This is a genomic window from Stutzerimonas stutzeri (assembly GCF_009789555.1).
In the GTDB taxonomy this organism is placed as follows: Bacteria; Pseudomonadota; Gammaproteobacteria; order Pseudomonadales; family Pseudomonadaceae; genus Stutzerimonas; species Stutzerimonas stutzeri_R.
The window spans coordinates 2,970,746-2,985,727 of sequence record NZ_CP046902.1; the positions used below are offsets into that span (position 1 = coordinate 2,970,746).

General features: G+C 58.3%; 18 protein-coding genes. 10 read left to right on the plus strand and 8 right to left on the minus strand.

The window, feature by feature from the left end; all coding sequences use genetic code 11:
* The first annotated feature begins 5 nt into the window (after positions 1-5).
* From catA to GQA94_RS13720, 5 genes are all read left to right on the plus strand, one after another.
* Positions 6-941, plus strand: coding sequence for a catechol 1,2-dioxygenase (catA, locus tag GQA94_RS13700; RefSeq protein ID WP_158188542.1), 936 nt, complete (start codon positions 6-8; stop codon positions 939-941).
* 44 nt (positions 942-985) lie between these two features.
* Positions 986-2,131 (plus strand): NAD(P)-dependent alcohol dehydrogenase, encoded by a 1,146-nt coding sequence (locus tag GQA94_RS13705; RefSeq protein WP_158188543.1) that lies wholly within the window; start codon positions 986-988, stop codon positions 2,129-2,131.
* Between the two features lie 27 nt (positions 2,132-2,158).
* Positions 2,159-3,610, plus strand: a complete 1,452-nt coding sequence (locus GQA94_RS13710) for an aldehyde dehydrogenase (protein ID WP_158188544.1) — start codon at positions 2,159-2,161, stop codon at positions 3,608-3,610.
* 102 nt (positions 3,611-3,712) lie between these two features.
* Positions 3,713-4,633 (plus strand): SphA family protein, encoded by a 921-nt coding sequence (locus tag GQA94_RS13715; RefSeq protein ID WP_423835318.1) that lies wholly within the window; start codon positions 3,713-3,715, stop codon positions 4,631-4,633.
* Positions 4,634-4,880: 247 nt separating this feature from the next.
* Positions 4,881-5,078, plus strand: coding sequence for a tautomerase family protein (locus GQA94_RS13720; protein WP_158188545.1), 198 nt, complete (start codon positions 4,881-4,883; stop codon positions 5,076-5,078).
* A gap of 55 nt (positions 5,079-5,133) precedes the next feature.
* Here GQA94_RS13720 and GQA94_RS13725 read toward each other — a convergent pair whose 3' ends face one another.
* Positions 5,134-6,054, minus strand: coding sequence for a LysR family transcriptional regulator (locus GQA94_RS13725; RefSeq protein ID WP_158188546.1), 921 nt, complete (start codon positions 6,052-6,054; stop codon positions 5,134-5,136).
* Between the two features lie 104 nt (positions 6,055-6,158).
* Here GQA94_RS13725 and GQA94_RS13730 point away from each other — a divergent pair, with 104 nt between their 5' ends.
* A complete protein-coding gene (locus GQA94_RS13730; RefSeq protein WP_158188547.1) occupies positions 6,159-6,788 on the plus strand; it encodes an NADPH-dependent F420 reductase in 630 nt (209 codons plus the stop codon).
* A gap of 83 nt (positions 6,789-6,871) precedes the next feature.
* Complete coding sequence (locus tag GQA94_RS13735) at positions 6,872-7,285, plus strand: DoxX family protein (protein ID WP_158188548.1); 414 nt, start codon at positions 6,872-6,874, stop codon at positions 7,283-7,285.
* Positions 7,286-7,788: 503 nt separating this feature from the next.
* On the opposite strand, the gene GQA94_RS13740 is transcribed toward GQA94_RS13735, so the two are convergent.
* Positions 7,789-8,148, minus strand: a complete 360-nt coding sequence (locus tag GQA94_RS13740) for a histone-like nucleoid-structuring protein, MvaT/MvaU family (protein WP_158188549.1) — start codon at positions 8,146-8,148, stop codon at positions 7,789-7,791.
* Between the two features lie 132 nt (positions 8,149-8,280).
* Here GQA94_RS13740 and GQA94_RS13745 point away from each other — a divergent pair.
* Positions 8,281-9,419 (plus strand): IS3 family transposase gene (locus GQA94_RS13745; RefSeq protein WP_158188550.1). Its coding sequence is split into 2 segments (ribosomal slippage): positions 8,281-8,530 and positions 8,530-9,419, totalling 1,140 coding nucleotides; the frame shifts between segments, so codons are not numbered across the junction.
* 176 nt (positions 9,420-9,595) lie between these two features.
* Positions 9,596-9,907, plus strand: a complete 312-nt coding sequence (locus GQA94_RS13750; protein WP_199270046.1) for a hypothetical protein — start codon at positions 9,596-9,598, stop codon at positions 9,905-9,907.
* A gap of 112 nt (positions 9,908-10,019) precedes the next feature.
* Here GQA94_RS13750 and GQA94_RS13755 read toward each other — a convergent pair whose 3' ends face one another.
* The 3 genes from GQA94_RS13755 to GQA94_RS13765 form a co-directional block, all read right to left on the minus strand.
* Positions 10,020-10,514, minus strand: a complete 495-nt coding sequence (locus GQA94_RS13755) for a nuclear transport factor 2 family protein (RefSeq protein WP_158188552.1) — start codon at positions 10,512-10,514, stop codon at positions 10,020-10,022.
* A gap of 145 nt (positions 10,515-10,659) precedes the next feature.
* Positions 10,660-11,070, minus strand: a complete 411-nt coding sequence (locus GQA94_RS13760; protein ID WP_158188553.1) for a VOC family protein — start codon at positions 11,068-11,070, stop codon at positions 10,660-10,662.
* A 158-nt stretch (positions 11,071-11,228) separates the two neighbouring features.
* The gene (locus GQA94_RS13765) at positions 11,229-11,969 is read right to left on the minus strand and encodes an SDR family NAD(P)-dependent oxidoreductase (protein WP_158188554.1); all 741 of its coding nucleotides are present in this window, start codon (positions 11,967-11,969) and stop codon (positions 11,229-11,231) included.
* A gap of 161 nt (positions 11,970-12,130) precedes the next feature.
* On the opposite strand from GQA94_RS13765, the gene GQA94_RS13770 reads away from it, so the two are divergent.
* Positions 12,131-12,778 (plus strand): TetR/AcrR family transcriptional regulator, encoded by a 648-nt coding sequence (locus tag GQA94_RS13770; protein WP_158188555.1) that lies wholly within the window; start codon positions 12,131-12,133, stop codon positions 12,776-12,778.
* Here GQA94_RS13770 and GQA94_RS13775 read toward each other — a convergent pair.
* From GQA94_RS13775 to GQA94_RS13785, 3 genes are read right to left on the minus strand one after another with little or no spacing between them, the layout of a single operon-like run.
* Positions 12,765-13,742 carry a saccharopine dehydrogenase family protein gene (locus GQA94_RS13775; RefSeq protein ID WP_158188556.1) on the minus strand — a complete coding sequence of 326 codons (978 nt, stop codon included), beginning with the start codon at positions 13,740-13,742 and terminating at the stop codon, positions 12,765-12,767. The genes GQA94_RS13770 and GQA94_RS13775 overlap by 14 nt on opposite strands.
* Positions 13,739-14,140 carry a VOC family protein gene (locus GQA94_RS13780; RefSeq protein WP_158188557.1) on the minus strand — a complete coding sequence of 134 codons (402 nt, stop codon included), beginning with the start codon at positions 14,138-14,140 and terminating at the stop codon, positions 13,739-13,741. The genes GQA94_RS13775 and GQA94_RS13780 overlap by 4 nt, the downstream gene beginning before the upstream one ends.
* A 19-nt stretch (positions 14,141-14,159) precedes the next feature.
* Positions 14,160-14,903 (minus strand): SDR family NAD(P)-dependent oxidoreductase, encoded by a 744-nt coding sequence (locus tag GQA94_RS13785; RefSeq protein ID WP_158188558.1) that lies wholly within the window; start codon positions 14,901-14,903, stop codon positions 14,160-14,162.
* Positions 14,904-14,982: the final 79 nt, after the last annotated feature.

Here is a 14,982-nt window from a genome sequence, read left to right on the forward strand (position 1 = left end):
TGCTCATGACAACTCGTATCTCTCATCAGCCTGAACTTCAGCAATTCTTTCGCCAGGCGGCCGGTTTGGACAACACCGGTGGTAACCCCCGCAATAAAGAGATCGTCCTGCGGATCCTGCAGGAAACCGCACGCATTATCGAAGACCTGCAGATCACAGATGACGAATTCTGGGCCGGGGTCAGCTATCTGAATCGCCTGGGAGGAAGCAACGAAGCCGGGTTGCTGGTTGCAGGCCTTGGCGTCGAGCATTTCCTTGATCTGTTGGCCGATGCACGCGACGAGGCTTCCGGTGTTTCCGGCGGTACTCCGCGGACGATTGAAGGTCCGCTATATGTTGCCGGTGCGCCGCTGTCCGAAGGCGAGGTGCGGATGGATGACGGAAGCGAGGACGGTGTTGCGACGGTGATGTTTCTCGAAGGTCGCGTCCTGGATATGCAAGGAAACCCCATCGCCGGCGCGACTGTCGACCTCTGGCAGGCCGATACCAAAGGCAACTACTCGTACTTCGACAAGAGCCAATCCGATTTCAACCTGCGTCGCCGGATTCTGACCGATGCCGAAGGCCGCTACCGCGCCCGTAGCATCGTACCGTCCGGTTATGGTTGTGATCCCGCCGGCCCGACCCAAGCCTGCCTGGACCAGCTCGGTCGACATGGTCAACGACCCGCCCACGTGCATTTTTTCATCTCGGCGCCAGGCTTCGAGCACCTCACCACGCAGATCAACCTTTCCAATGACGACCATCTTTGGGATGACTTTGCCTACGCGACCCGCGACGGTTTGATTGGCGAAATACGCTTTATCGAAGACCCCGCTCAAAGTGCTCAGCGCAATGTGGAGGGGCGCTTTGCCGAGATGAACTTTGACTTCCAGCTGCGACCAGCGCGCAGCGAGCAGGCCACCCAGCGCAGCCAGCGGCCGCGCGCCTTACAGGATTGAGCAGAAAAGCTGACCGCCTACGCCCATTACCTGAGGAAAAGACAATGTCCCAGCTCAACGCTCAGCCGTTAACCGTTCAAGTCGCCGTTCTTCGCGAAGCCGGCGCTCCTTTGCAAATCGAAAGCGCCACGTTAGGCGCTCCTGCACCTACCGAAGTCCGCGTGCGCGTGGTCGCTACCGGTGTCTGCCATACCGATATGGTGGTGCGGGATCAGCTGTTTCCCACGCCGTTGCCGATCGTCCTTGGCCACGAAGGGGCCGGCGTCGTGGAAGCCGTAGGATCGGCAGTGACCACCGTCGCCCCCGGTGACCATGTAGTGATGACGTATATGTCCTGCGGCCTATGCTCGCCCTGCGAAACCGGGCATCCAGCGCATTGCTCGCATATGCATCCGCTCAACTTCGGTGGCGGTCGGATCGACGGCAGCACCTCCAGTTGCAGCTGCGCCGATGAACATCCGATCCATGATCACTTCTTCGGCCAGTCGTCCTTCTCGACTCATGCAATGGCAAACGAGCGGAACGTGGTGAAAGTTCCCAAAGAGGCGCCCTTGGAGCTGCTAGGGCCATTGGGTTGCGGCATTCAAACCGGGGCAGGTTCAGTGCTTAACGCCCTTAGGGTTGAGGCTGGCTCAAGTTTCGTCGCCTTTGGCGCGGGCGCTGTAGGCCTGGCTGCAATCATGGCAGCAAGAGTCGCAGGCGCTACCACGATCATTGCAGTCGATGTGACGCCCAGTCGGCTGGAGCTGGCCCTCGAGCTCGGCGCTACCCACATCATCAACAGTCGCGAGGAAGACGCGGTACAGCGTGTGCATGCCATTACCGATGGCGGCGCCAACTACAGCCTCGAATGTTCCGGTCGTGCCGAAGTGCTCCGTCAGGCGATCGATTCGATCAGCATCCTTGGCACCTGCGGCATCGTTGGCGCGACCAAGATGGGTACCGAAGTGTCCTTCAACATCAATGACGTGATGATTCCGGGCAAGCGGATCATGGGAATAGTCCAGGGCGACGTCGTGGCCAAGGCGTTCATTCCCAAGCTGGTCGACCTGTACCTGCAGGGTCGCTTCCCCTTCGACAAGCTCTGCAAGTTCTACCCATTCGACGAAATCAATCAGGCAATGGCCGACAGCGAGAACGGCGTGACGATCAAGCCGATCCTTCGCATGCCCAGCTCCACTACCGCCTGACCCACCTATTCATTCCGAGGAACCTTCATGACCGTTCAACTCACCATTGATAACAGCAAGCGTGATGCTTCTGACGGCAAGACCTTTCAGCGGATCGATCCGTTGAACGGCAAGACTGTCAGCGTCGGTGCCGCCTGCAGCGTTGAAGATGCACTACAAGCAGCCGAATCCTCCGCGCGTGCATTTCGCACCTGGTCGAACACAGGGCCTACTGAGCGCCGCCGCATCCTGCTAGCTGCCGCCGATGCATTGGAAGCCAAGATGGCCGACTTCTGCACGGTTATGGCGGAAGAAATCGGTGCGTCGCAGCTATGGGCCCAGTTCAACGTAGGCGCCTCGGCAGGCTTGATGCGGGAGGCCGCGGCGCTAACTACCCAGATAAAGGGTGAAACCATTCCAACCGACAAACCTGGCGCCTTGTCGATGACGTTGCGTCAGCCGGTAGGCACCGTGTTGAGCATCGTGCCGTGGAACGGCCCGGTCATACTCGGTGCTCGGGCCATTGCGTACCCGTTGGCCTGTGGCAATACGGTGATTTTCAAAGGATCGGAAAACAGCCCGCGTACCCACGCGCTGTTAGCGGAAGCCTTCTATGAAGCGGGTTTGCCGGCGGGCGTGTTGAACTTCCTGATAAGCGCACCTGAAGACGCGGCAGCCGTGACCGAAGCGCTGGTCGCCCATGACAGCGTTCGCCGCGTCAACTTCACCGGCTCGACCAAGGTCGGGCGAATGATCGCGCAGACCTGCGCGACCCATCTGAAGCGCTGCCTGCTGGAACTGGGGGGCAAGGCGCCCTTCATCGTGCTGGATGATGCCGATATCGAAGGCGCAGTGAACGCTGCCGTATTCGGTGCGTTTCTCTACCAGGGGCAGATCTGCATGTCGACCGAGCGATTCGTGGTCGATGAGCGCGTTGCTGACGATTTCGTATCGCGCTTTTCGGCGCGAGTGGCTGCGCTGGAAACCAACGTGCCCAGCGAATCCGCGGCGTGTGTGATTGGCCCGATGATCGCTCAGGGTTCCGTGCAGCGTATCAATCAGCTGCTCGACGACGCCATTGGTAAAGGGGCGCAGATCGTTGCTGGAGGCCTGGCAGAAACCGCTCTGATGGCTCCGACATTGGTCGACCGAGTGACCCGGGACATGGACATTTACGATGAGGAAACCTTCGGCCCGGTAACCACCATCGTGCGCGTCAAGGACGCAGAGCAGGCTTTGGAAGTCGCCAACGACACCGCATACGGGCTCTCCTCCTCGATCTTCAGTGCCAACGTCACCAAGGCACTCAATCTGGCCGCGCGCCTGGACGCAGGGTGCGTACACATCAACGGTGCAACCGTGCAGAACGAGCCGCAGGCGCCTTACGGCGGCATGAAGAAAAGTGGTTACGGACGCTTCGACGGAAGCGCCGTGATCGAGGAGTTCACCGAGGTCAAGTGGGTCACGGTAGAACCTTCCGATCAGCCCTACCCGTTCTGATTCTACGATTCGGGCCGGCACGAGTGTCGGCCTTCGCCGCTACGTCGGCGATTCAAGTGCGATTACCGATACGTCACCGACTACAACAATAAAGTGGTGCATATGAACGATCTTCTCTCCGTAATGCGTGCCCATTACAACCCCTCCTCGCGCCTGTTGACAGGCACCGTTGCTGCCCTGCTGTCGCCCGTCGCTTTCGCCACAGAAGGCGGCGGTTCCTCGTACCCGATGGGTGCCGAAAACTATATGACCGGAGCGATGCCGCCGCCCGGCTTCTACACACAAGTATTCGCACAACGATATAGCGCTGACCGCCTTCGGGATGATGATGGTCGTAGCGCTGTGGCGCATTTCGATCTGGACGCCGCAGTCGTGGCGCCACGACTGATCTGGGTCACCGAACAAAAGGTCCTGGATGGCGACCTGGCGTTTCACATCAATGTGCCGTTCGTGGATCTGAAGGTTCAGGTCAACGAGCGGAGTCAGCGACGTCGTGGAATGGGCGACATTATCTTCGGTCCCTCTCTCGGCTATCACTACAGCGACAAGCTGCATGCCATCTATGCGGTCGATTTCTTCGCGCCTACCGGGCGCTATGACAGGGATGACTTGGCCAATATCGGACGCAACTATTGGGCAGTACAGCCACTGGCCGCCCTGTCCTATGTCGATCCTGCTGGGTTGAATTTCGATGTGAAGCTGATGTACGACTTCAACTTCCGTAACCCGGACACCGAATACCGCTCAGGACAGGAAGCGCATGCCGACTATTCGGCCGGTTGGGGATTTGGTAACGGCTGGGTCGTAGGCGTTGGCGGCTACGTTTATCGCCAGGTAACGGATGACAAACAATCTGGCGACACCGTAAACGACAACAAAGGCCGCGCATTCGCAATCGGTCCGTCGATTAAATACAGCGCAGACAGCGGCTGGTTCGTTACTGCCAAATGGCAGCGCGAGCAAGCTGTGCGTAATCGGGCCGAGGGCGAGGCTTACTGGTTGAAATTGACCATTCCTCTCTAATCAGTTCGGCATGGACCGAGCAGCACCGTGCGTTCGGAGTGTGATTCTCGCGGGGCCATATCCAGCGCTTTAGTAGGGATCCTGATTGGAGAATAAATCTCTACATACAGGCGATTGGCAGCGTGTTTATCGCCATCAGGATCTCTTCTATTCTTTTCTTAGTGCTCAGCGTTGCTATCGACTAGCCGGGAGTACCGCGCGGACAGCCCTGCTGAAGAGTCACCCACCCTGAAAAGAGGATCACCCCATGCCTGTTGTACGAGTTAGCTGGTTTGAAGGAAAAGACCACGCCGCGAAAGAAGCCGTCGCGGCTGAAATCACTCAAAGCATCGTAAAAAACACCGGCACCGACCCGAACTATATCTATGTCATTTTTGAAGACGTGGCCCCATCTGACTGGGCAGGAGCCGGCAAGCTGTTTGGCGCCGATCCTGAGAAGAATTGACGTTCCCGCCTTAAACCCAACGGGCTGCGAGACATCAGTTCTCGTAGCCCGTACTTCAACTCTTCCTCACGGGGGCGTCCGATTCCCAATCGACGTGCTCAAATTGCTCGACCAGAAAATTGATGAATGCACGCACTTTGGACGCCAAGTGTTTGCGGGTCGGGTAAACCGCATAAATGCCCAGCTCTATGGATCGATACGCCGGTAGTAGCTCTACCAGCCTGCCCTCGCGAATGTCCTCGCTAACCATGAAACTGGGCTGCAGCAGGATCCCGCCAGCATTCAACGCAACGGCTCGGCAGGTATCACCATTATTGCAGCGAATGACTGACCGTGTGCTGACCTTGTGCTCGCCATCCGGCCCGCTAAAACTCCATTCGCTACCGCTCGAAAAATTGCTATAGGCAATCACTCGGTGATCAATCAGGTCTTCTGGTTTTTTCATCGGCGTATGGTTTGCCAGATAGTCCGGTGATGCACACAGACGCATCCGAGTGCTCGCGAAACGCCGTCCCACCAGCGATGAACTCTCCATCCGCGCAATCCGTACTGCGACGTCATACCCCTCTTCCACCAGATCGACCTGACGATCGTTCAGGCTGATATCCAGTTCAAGTTTTGGGTGCAGGCTCAAAAAATGCGTCCAGAGCGGTGCCAAATGCAACACCCCAAAGCTCACCGGCGCATTCACTCTCAAGACGCCAGCAGGCTCATGAGAGCCGGACGAAACCGCGCTCTCCGCTTCCCCCATCAACGCCAACACTTCCCGCGCTTGCTGGTAGAAAACCCGCCCCTCTTCTGTAAGCGATAAGCGTCGTGTCGTGCGTTGCAACAAGCGCACGCCCAGACGTTCCTCCAGCGCGTTCACGTGTCTGGAAACCGCGGCTTTAGACATTTCTAACGCTTCAACGGCGCCGACGAAGCTCCCCTTGTCGACCACCGCGCAAAAGACTTGCATCTCCAGTGCTCGATCCATTATTGCCTCACTTTTCGGAACTATAAATCACATTAAAGCAGCTTTATCTCGATTAACGAACCTTTAAACTGAGCCCATCAAAACGCACACCAGGAGATACCCGCATGAACATTACCCTTATCGGTACCGGCAACATGGGCTCGGCTTTTGCTCAACAGTTATCCCAGGCAGGCCATCAGGTTCGCATCACCGGACGTGATCTGGACAAGGCGCGCGCCGTCGCAGCACAGCATGCAAACGTCGAAGCGTTCGCCGCCGACCAGGCGCTTGGCCAGAACGAAGTAGTGATTGTCGCTACTGCTTACCAGGACGCGGTAGCCGCACTGAGTGGCCTGGGCAGGCTCGACGGCAAAGTGATCATCGACATCACCAACCCGCTGACCGCCGACTACATGGGCCTGACCATTGGCCACAGCACCAGTGCAGCGGAGGAAATTGCCAAGGCGCTGCCCGGCGTAGAGCTGGTTAAAGGTTTCAACACCTTGTTCGCTCAGGTATTGGCCTCCGGCCCCAACTTTGCCAACGGCCAACAGGGCAGCGTATTCCTGGCAAGCGACAGCGCGCGGGCCAAACAGAACGCTGCCGCCTTGGCAGAAAGCCTGGGTTGGCAAACCGTGGATGCTGGCGGTCTGGTCAACGCTCGTTATCTCGAGGCGCTGGCCGGACTGAACATCTATCTCGGCTATGGCGCCGGCCTCGGCACCCAAATCGCGCCGACCTGGCTCAATCGTTAATTCCATTTATTCATTGCCTGGCGCTACGGCCGAAACGGCTGTGGCCCTTGGCAACCCACACTCATACGTTATTGGAAATTCCCATGACCGCCACAAATCGCACCCTCCCTTATGCCGCTCTGGTTCTACGCGTGATCCTCGGCGTGATGTTTCTCGCCCACGGCCTGACCAAGCTGCTGGTCTTTACCCCGGCTGGCACTGCAGGTTTCTTTGAGTCCATCGGTTTCCCAGGCTTTCTTGCGTACCCGGTTATTGCCTTCGAAGTGGTCGGCGGCCTGTTTCTTATTCTCGGAGTTTATGCGCGCTGGGTAGCAGCCATAGCCACAGTGCAACTACTGGTCGCAGCAAGTGTGCACTTCGGCAACGGGTGGAGCTTTACTAACGCCAATGGCGGTTGGGAATACCCGGTGTTTCTGGCCTTCACTGCTCTGGCTTTGGCTCTGCTGGATGACGGTGCCTTTGCGCTGAAGCGCTCGGTACGTAACCAGCCTCTGTAACGTTAACCTGGTCGGCCTTGTTGCCCGGCCGACCAAGTGTGCCCGAATCGGGCATCGACGAAGTTTTTCATTTACTAAAGCTGTAGCGATCATTCTCAACGAGCACATAGCGTTCGGGCAGTTCACTAACATCAAGCGGCACATTCGCTCGGTAAGATCGCTAATGGTCGATTAGTCTTTCCACCGATAATCACCGTCTTGATAGTCGATGATGAGCAGTTGATTGCGAGATTCTGAACCAGGTATTTGAGGACGTAGGCTTCAGAATTACTCAGGGAAGCAATGGCAAAGAGGCGATGAGCTCAATCGCATCATGAAGAACCTTCCCTGCTTAGTCTGAGACTACAAGATGCCTTCGCTGAAGGAGCTGGCCGAAGAGTGACTCGGCGATGTCGATCGGTGCCAGCTGGTCGACGACGGACCGGGAGTTCCGGTTCTCTTCAGGATTCGGTAAACCTTGTCTGGTTTGGTCAGTCCACTCAACCCGGGATAGACCACAGGGGTTACTGGAGCCAACCCTCGACAACCTTAGCACCGTGCTTCTCTTTCCAAGCCTTCAGAACGTTATGGTTACCGCCCTTTGTCTCCACAATCTCGCTGGTTTCGGGATGTTTGTATATTTTGACTTGGCGCTGTCTCCGCGGCCCGCGAGCAGCCGGAGCGGCATTCGGGCGACCTGCTTGCGGGTCCAGTAGAGAAATGATGTCGCGTAAGCCCACACCATAGTCGGCCATCAGATTACGGAGCTTTTCCTCGAACTCGATTTCGCGCTCAAGTTCTTTGTCATTTCTCAGAGCATCAAGCTGCTTAAGTTGTTCTGCGAGCTGGGCCTCTAACGCTTTGTATTCTGCAAGTTTGGACATTGGTAACCTTTCTACGGAACGGGCAATAGTTCGTTGTGGAGTTACTCTAACGCTTTGCTCCACTTGACCTGCCCCCCGATTTCAGTACCACGCTGAACTTAGTAGAGTCCGTTTTCCGAGCAGGAGACGGCAGTGAAAAAGCGTTTTACCGAAGAACAGATTCTCGACTTCCTCAAGCAGGCCGAGGGCGGTGTGCCGGTGAAGGAGCTGTGCCGGCGGCACGGCTTCAGTGATGCCTCGTTCTACACCTGGCGTGCCAAGTTCGGTGGCATGACCGTGCCGGACGCCAAGCGGCTCAAGGATCTCGAACTGGAGAACAGCCGGCTGAAGAAGCTGCTGGCCGAAGCCCATCTGGATATCGAGGCACTGAAGGTGGTCGCCCGGGGAAAAGGGTAAGCCCGACAACCCGGCGGGAGGCGGTGCAGGAGATGCAGGCCAGAACCGGCATCTCCGAGCGCCGTGCCTGTCAGTTGATCGGGCTGTCCCGCTCGGTGTTGCGCTACCAACCGCGAGGCAACGCGCAAAATACCGATCTGCAAGCCCAGTTGGTGGAGCTGTCCCAGGAGCGTCGGCGCTTTGGCTATCGCCGCCTGCATATCCTGCTGCGGCGGGCTGGCATGCAGGTCAACCACAAGCGGATTTACCGCCTGTATCGAGCTGCTGGCTTGATGATGAAGCGGCGCAGGCGTCGCCATGGCGTCGCGGTGGGGCGCGAACGTCTGAGTCTGCCGAGCGCACCGAACCAGGTCTGGTCGATGGACTTCGTCTTCGATGCACTCAGTACGGGGCGGAGGATCAAATGTCTGACGGTGGTCGATGACTTCACCAAGGAGGCGGTGGGTATCCTTGTGGATCACGGCATCAGCGGCTTTCGCGTTACTCGCGCATTGGATGAAATGGCCCGATTCCGCGGTTACCCCAAGGCAATCCGCACCGACCAGGGTCCCGAATTAACCGGCAAGGCACTTGATCAATGGGCCTATCAGCGCGACATCAAGCTGAAGCTGATTCAGCCTGGCAAGCCCACACAGAATGCGTTCATCGAATCATTCAACGGCAAGTTTCGGGATGAATGCCTGAACGAGCACTGGTTCTGCTCACTGGCCGAGGCCAGAATCCGCATCGCGGCCTGGCGAAGGGACTACAACGAACACCGACCGCACAGCGCTATCGGTAATAGCAACCCGGCAGAATTCGCTGCGCATTGGCGAGCGAGCCAGCACCAATCGCAACAGGAAATATTAATATCGACCCCAGGGCCTACTAAATAGGCAGCGGTACTAAAACTGGGGGCAGGTCACACTGTGTGAAATCGCTGCTGCGTTCTGCCGCTTCCAAAGTAAAGAAAGGCCGTGTTCGCGTACTATTTCCCCACCGAGCAAGGTCTCGCTGGAGTAGTGTGTTTCGGATAAGCGATGGTGTACGTAGACTAAGACGGAGGTTGCCAATGAAGATCACAGCTATGGAGCAGACTGAATCGGTCAGCGATGTTCTATGCGACGTTTGTGGCGACAGCACCCGTATTGAAGGGTATGGATTGCAATTCGGCACTCTTAGCGCCAGTTGGGGTTATGGCTCGACCCACGATGGCGAGCGCTATGAGGTCCACCTTTGCGAGCCCTGCTTTTTCAGAACGATTTCCGGCCTCAGACGAGAGCGCATGGTGAACTTTATGTTCAGCGATGAGGACCAGGATCTCAGAGATTTCGGACTCGTTGCTCGGAATAATTTTTTCAATGAGAGCGGTAGTTCGGCCTGAGTCTGAAAAGCCCAATTCTGCCAGCCTCCTGGCATAGGCAAGACCTACGCCCTTATTGGTGCCGGTAGCTAGCCTAGACACCATGCGTATTCATCGGTCGTTGGGGGCTAAATCAGGCGGTCTGCGCTACCGCATCCCTCTGAGCCCCTTTGACGTGGTGTTGAAGGACCCCTGCAAAACGCAGCGTGACTTCCCGCCGGGTGAAGCGCCATTCCCCATCACTCCGCTCAAACTGATCGAGGTACTTGCCGGTGCAGATAGGCTGTAACGGGAAGTCATCGACCTGCTGATGAACCGTGTAGTAACTTGCCGAACTCGCCCTTTCACCGGACGGGTCCACGTCAATGAGCTGGTTGGTAATGGAGTGCCACGTACGCGGAGTGCCATCCCCATGGACCTGCAGACCCGCGTTGAAAAACGCCAGCAGCCCTTCGACAGTCGATGCCTCGTTGCCTAGCACATGAATAACGGCATGTTTGAGAACGTCTGCCACGCCCTCAAAGTCACCGTTGTCGAGACGATGGATATAGATGGCGTGGAGGCGATGGATCGCGCTTTCGGCATCCAGGCGTGCCACGAGATCCCGCTGGTTGGTGCTATCAGTCATATCAAATACTCCAAGGATAATGTCGGTAAACAGGATTCAATTCTGGGAAGCCCCCCCTCGGCGAATAGCTCGACGCGTTGATATGGCTGGCCGCATCGCTGGCCAAGAACTACGCCCGTTAGGCACTCGATGTGGGCCCTGGCGCTCAAGTCGACAGCTGGCAAACAGCCTCCAGATTCACTCCGTCAGGGCCCAGTACATAGGCCGCGTAATAATCAGAGTGGTAACGGGGCCTGATCCCCGGCGCTCCGTTGTCCTTCCCGCCAGCGGCAATGGCAGCCGCATGGAATGCGTCGACCGCCTCATGACTCTGCGCGATCAACGCTATGTGCGCCCCGCAACTGGCGATAGCCGCGTGTTGCAGCCAGAGAAAAGGCTTACCTGCAGATCCGAACCCCAGGCGCCGAGGCTTCGATCGTGGAGGATCGGCATCAATGCTCATCATCAATGTGATCCCCAGCGGCTTAAGCGACTGCTCGTAGAAATCACGCGCCTGCGACATGTCCGACACACTGATGCCCATGTGATCAATTGCCGACCCAGCAAACTCACTCATCAGGTAACTCCTTAAGGCGCCGATTGTTCGGCAGATTCGTAAATTCGCTACCTACAGCGAGCATCGCCGACAGCACGGCGCGGCCGTATTTAGGAGCAGGCTAGTTCTCCTAGGTTTTATGGAGATTAGCGAGGGGCAAAGCGGCTACTCCTAGCCGATCAGACCTGGGAGGCGCCGCCGTCGGCGAACAGCTCGGCGCCGTTGATGTAACTCGACGCATCGCTCGCCAGGAAGAGCGCGGTCTGCCCGATCTCGTGCACCTGGCCGATCCTTCCGAGCGTGCTCTTCTCGTTGAACACATCGATCACCTGCTGAGCGTTTTCGCCAAGCACGTCGCGTAGGGACGGGGTGTCCACTGGCCCCGGGCTGAGCAAGTTAATGCGTACGCCCGAGCCTTTGATGTCGAGAATCCAGCTCCTCACCATCGCGCGTAAGGCTGCCTTGGTGGCTCCGTAGACGCTCATGCCAGGCCCCGGATTGATCGAAGAAGTCGAGCCGATGATGACGACGCTGCTCCCCTCGCCCATCAACGGCAACGCCCCCTGCACGGTAAACGTGGTGCCTTTGACATTGGTTGCGAACACCCGATCGAAACCCGCTTCAGTGATTGCCCCCAGAGGCTCGACTTCACCCATCCCGGCGTTGGCGATTAGCACATCGATACGGCCGTGGACCGCTCTGATATGCGTAAACAGTTCGGCGAGGTCGGCAGGATTCGAGATATCGGTCCGCACGGCAGACGCATTCCCACCGAGGCGGCTCACGGCTTCGTCGAGCTGAGGCTGGCGACGCCCGGTGATGATCAGGTCGGCGCCCTGGCTGGCGAACGCTTCGGCGATCGCAAAGCCGAGGCCCGAAGAACCGCCAGTGACCAGCACAACCTTGTTTTTGAATTGCATGAGAAATACCTCAACGAGTGAATATGTAGCGAACACTACATGGAGCCATGGTTATCCGCAAACTATTTAGCGATCACTAAATTCAATCGACCAGGCAAGAACGTATTTGAACTTGTATGTAGCGATCGCTACAGTTGTCGTATCAACCTCGAGAGACAGCCATGAACGAAAAACCCAGGCAGCGCCGCCCCGCCTTCGACCGGGAGCGAGGTATAGCCATCGCACAGGCAATGTTTCATCAGCGTGGTTTCGACGCGGTCAGCCTGGCCGACCTGACCGAGGCCATGAACATCAAGCCGCCAAGCTTTTACGCCGCCTATGGCAGCAAGGCCGAGCTGTTCGAGCGCGCGATGCATCGCTACGCCGGTGAAAACGCGCTCCCGATGGACAGATTGCTGGCACCGGATCGCCCTCCCGCAGAAGCGCTAACCTCTCTACTGGTTGCTGCTGCGCAGCAGTACGGGCGAGATAGCGCTTTGCGTGGCTGCCTGATCACCGAAGGCATGCGCGCGGACGATCCGGTCGCTCGAAACACGGCCGAGAAATTCGGCGACGCCGGAATCCAGGCGATCCGCCGCTACCTGGATCAGGTATGCCCGGACGCCGCGCAGGCGCTGGCTGACTACATGCTGATCACCCTGCGGGGGCTGTCTGCGGCAGCATGCAGTGGCATGTCCAGTGAGCGCCTGGTGGACGTGGCGCGGATTGCCGGCAGGCTGCTTGCCCATGAGCTCGAGGCAAGCGACAGTGCTGCGGATTCCGGAGCCACCGAGCATGGCCGCTACCCCGGCAGAATCAGCGATCAGTGATAGCCGTACCGGCGATGCTCTCGGCGAATCCGACGCCCAGCAGCTTTGCTGGCGTCTCGAAACCCGGCCGTCGTTCACCACTCATTACCCGGCGTGCCGCCTCTACTGCCGCAAGCGGCGTGTAGGTGTAGCCATTGACGGTTTCGATCACTGAACGCGCGACAGTGCCGTCAGCGCCGGTCACCTCGGCCACTGCTCGGGCGCGATGAGCTTCACGTTGTTGCGCGTCCGGACCCTCGGGGACCTGTGAGAGGTTTCCTTCTGGGAAGGGTTCGCCGGAAAAATGCACAAACATTGAAATGTTGGGAATGCCGGTGGAGTGCCAGCCGGTGACCAGATCACCGAAGGACAGCGGCGCACACAGTTCCAGGCCATCGCCAAAATCGAAGTGTCGCGGTTGCGCATCGGGTGTTGCCACAAGCTGCCCGTCAATCCGTGCTAGGAGCCCCGCTCCAATGATCTCGCTGACGCTCATGGCGGAGCCACGCGACATGGAACCCGCGACCTGAAGTGCGATGCTAAGTGACTGCGGATCCTGCACACGGCGAGCGACATACACCGCGAGGCAGTCCGTCGGCACCACGTCCCAGCCAACGCCAGGCAGCAGCATGACACCCGACTCGGCCGCCTCACCGCCCAATCGCTCAGCCAACCGGTACACATTGATCTCGGCCGTGATATCCAGATAGTCGACGCCAGCCTTGATGCAGGCCCGCATCAAGGCATCGGCGGTCTGCACGAAGGGCCCGGCAAAGTTCACCAGTACGCCGATGCCCTCCAGGGATTCGGCTGTTCGGGCATCGGGCGTGAACACGCGATAAGGAACGTCCAACTGGGCAGCCAGCACGCGCAGCTTGTCGTGGCTGCGCCCGGCAATGACGATTTCCAGTCCCTGCGCTACGGCATACTCGGCCGCCATGCGCCCCATGTAGCCGGTTGCGCCATAGATCATTAACGTCTTCATTGGACGTGCTGCCAGTTCTTGTAGACGAATTCCAGGCTGTACCCGTCAGGGTCCAGAACATTGGCCGCGTAGTAGTTCGGGTCGTAATGCAGCCGTGCGCCCGGTGCGCCGTTATCGACCGCGCCGTGGGCCAATGCGGCCGCATAGGCAGCTTCAGCCTGGGCTTTGCTGTCTGCGACAAAACCGACATGCACAGCGCGCCCTTCAACGTCCCCCTCGCGCAACCAGAAAAACATCCGGCCATTGGCGCCGAATCCTTTCAGGTCCGGATGCCCAGGCGGGCCGTCCTTGCCGTCGTAGTCCAGGCGAGCAGTGATGCCGAGCGGCGCCAAGGCCGCCTCGTAGAAACGAATGGAGCGCTCGATCTCGCTCACAGACAGAAAAATATGATCCAGCATGGCAACGTCTCCTAATCGTTCAGATGATGTAGCCGCCCGCGACTTCAATGGACTGGGCATTGATCCAAGCGCCCTCTTCCGACAACAGCATGACGATGATCCGAGCCACATCTTCGGGCTCACCGACCCTGCCCAGCGCCGTTTGCGCGGCCAGCATCGCTTCGAACTCATCATTGAGCCCGCCGCCCAACTCGGTTCGAATCGCCCCTGGGGAAACCGCATTGGCCCGGATACGCCGATCACCGAACTCCTTGGCCATATAGCGCGTAAGCACTTCCAGCCCACCCTTGAACGCCGCATAAGGCGCCACCCCGGCCGTGGCCACGCGTGTGGTGGCGCTGGTCAGGTTGACGATGCTGGCGTTTTCTTCCAGTAGCGGCAGCAATGTCTGCGTCAGGAAGAAAGGACCTTTGAGATGAATATTGAACAGTCCATCGAACTGCGCCTCGCTGACCGAGGCCAACGGGTTGAACAGGCCGTAACCGGCGTTATTCACCAAACCTGCGAGGGTAGTCGTACCCCAGGTGTGATGGAGCGCAGCGAGGACCGCCTCCCGGAACGCCTCGAAACTTCCGACATCACCTACGTCGAGCTTCAGCGCAACGGCCTCGCCGCCGGCTTGCTCGATGCGTCGCACCACCTCCTCGGCGGCGTCTGGATGGTGGTTGTAGGTGAGGATGACGCCCATGCCGCGCCGGGCGGCGTGTTCCGCTGCGCTGGCACCAATCCCTCGACTGCCTCCGGTAATGACGATAACGCCCATGACGTGCTCCCTGACTTTTGAATGAGCCTCCACAGTAATGAGCATCGCCATGGCGTACGCAGCCGTTCCTACTCGAAAC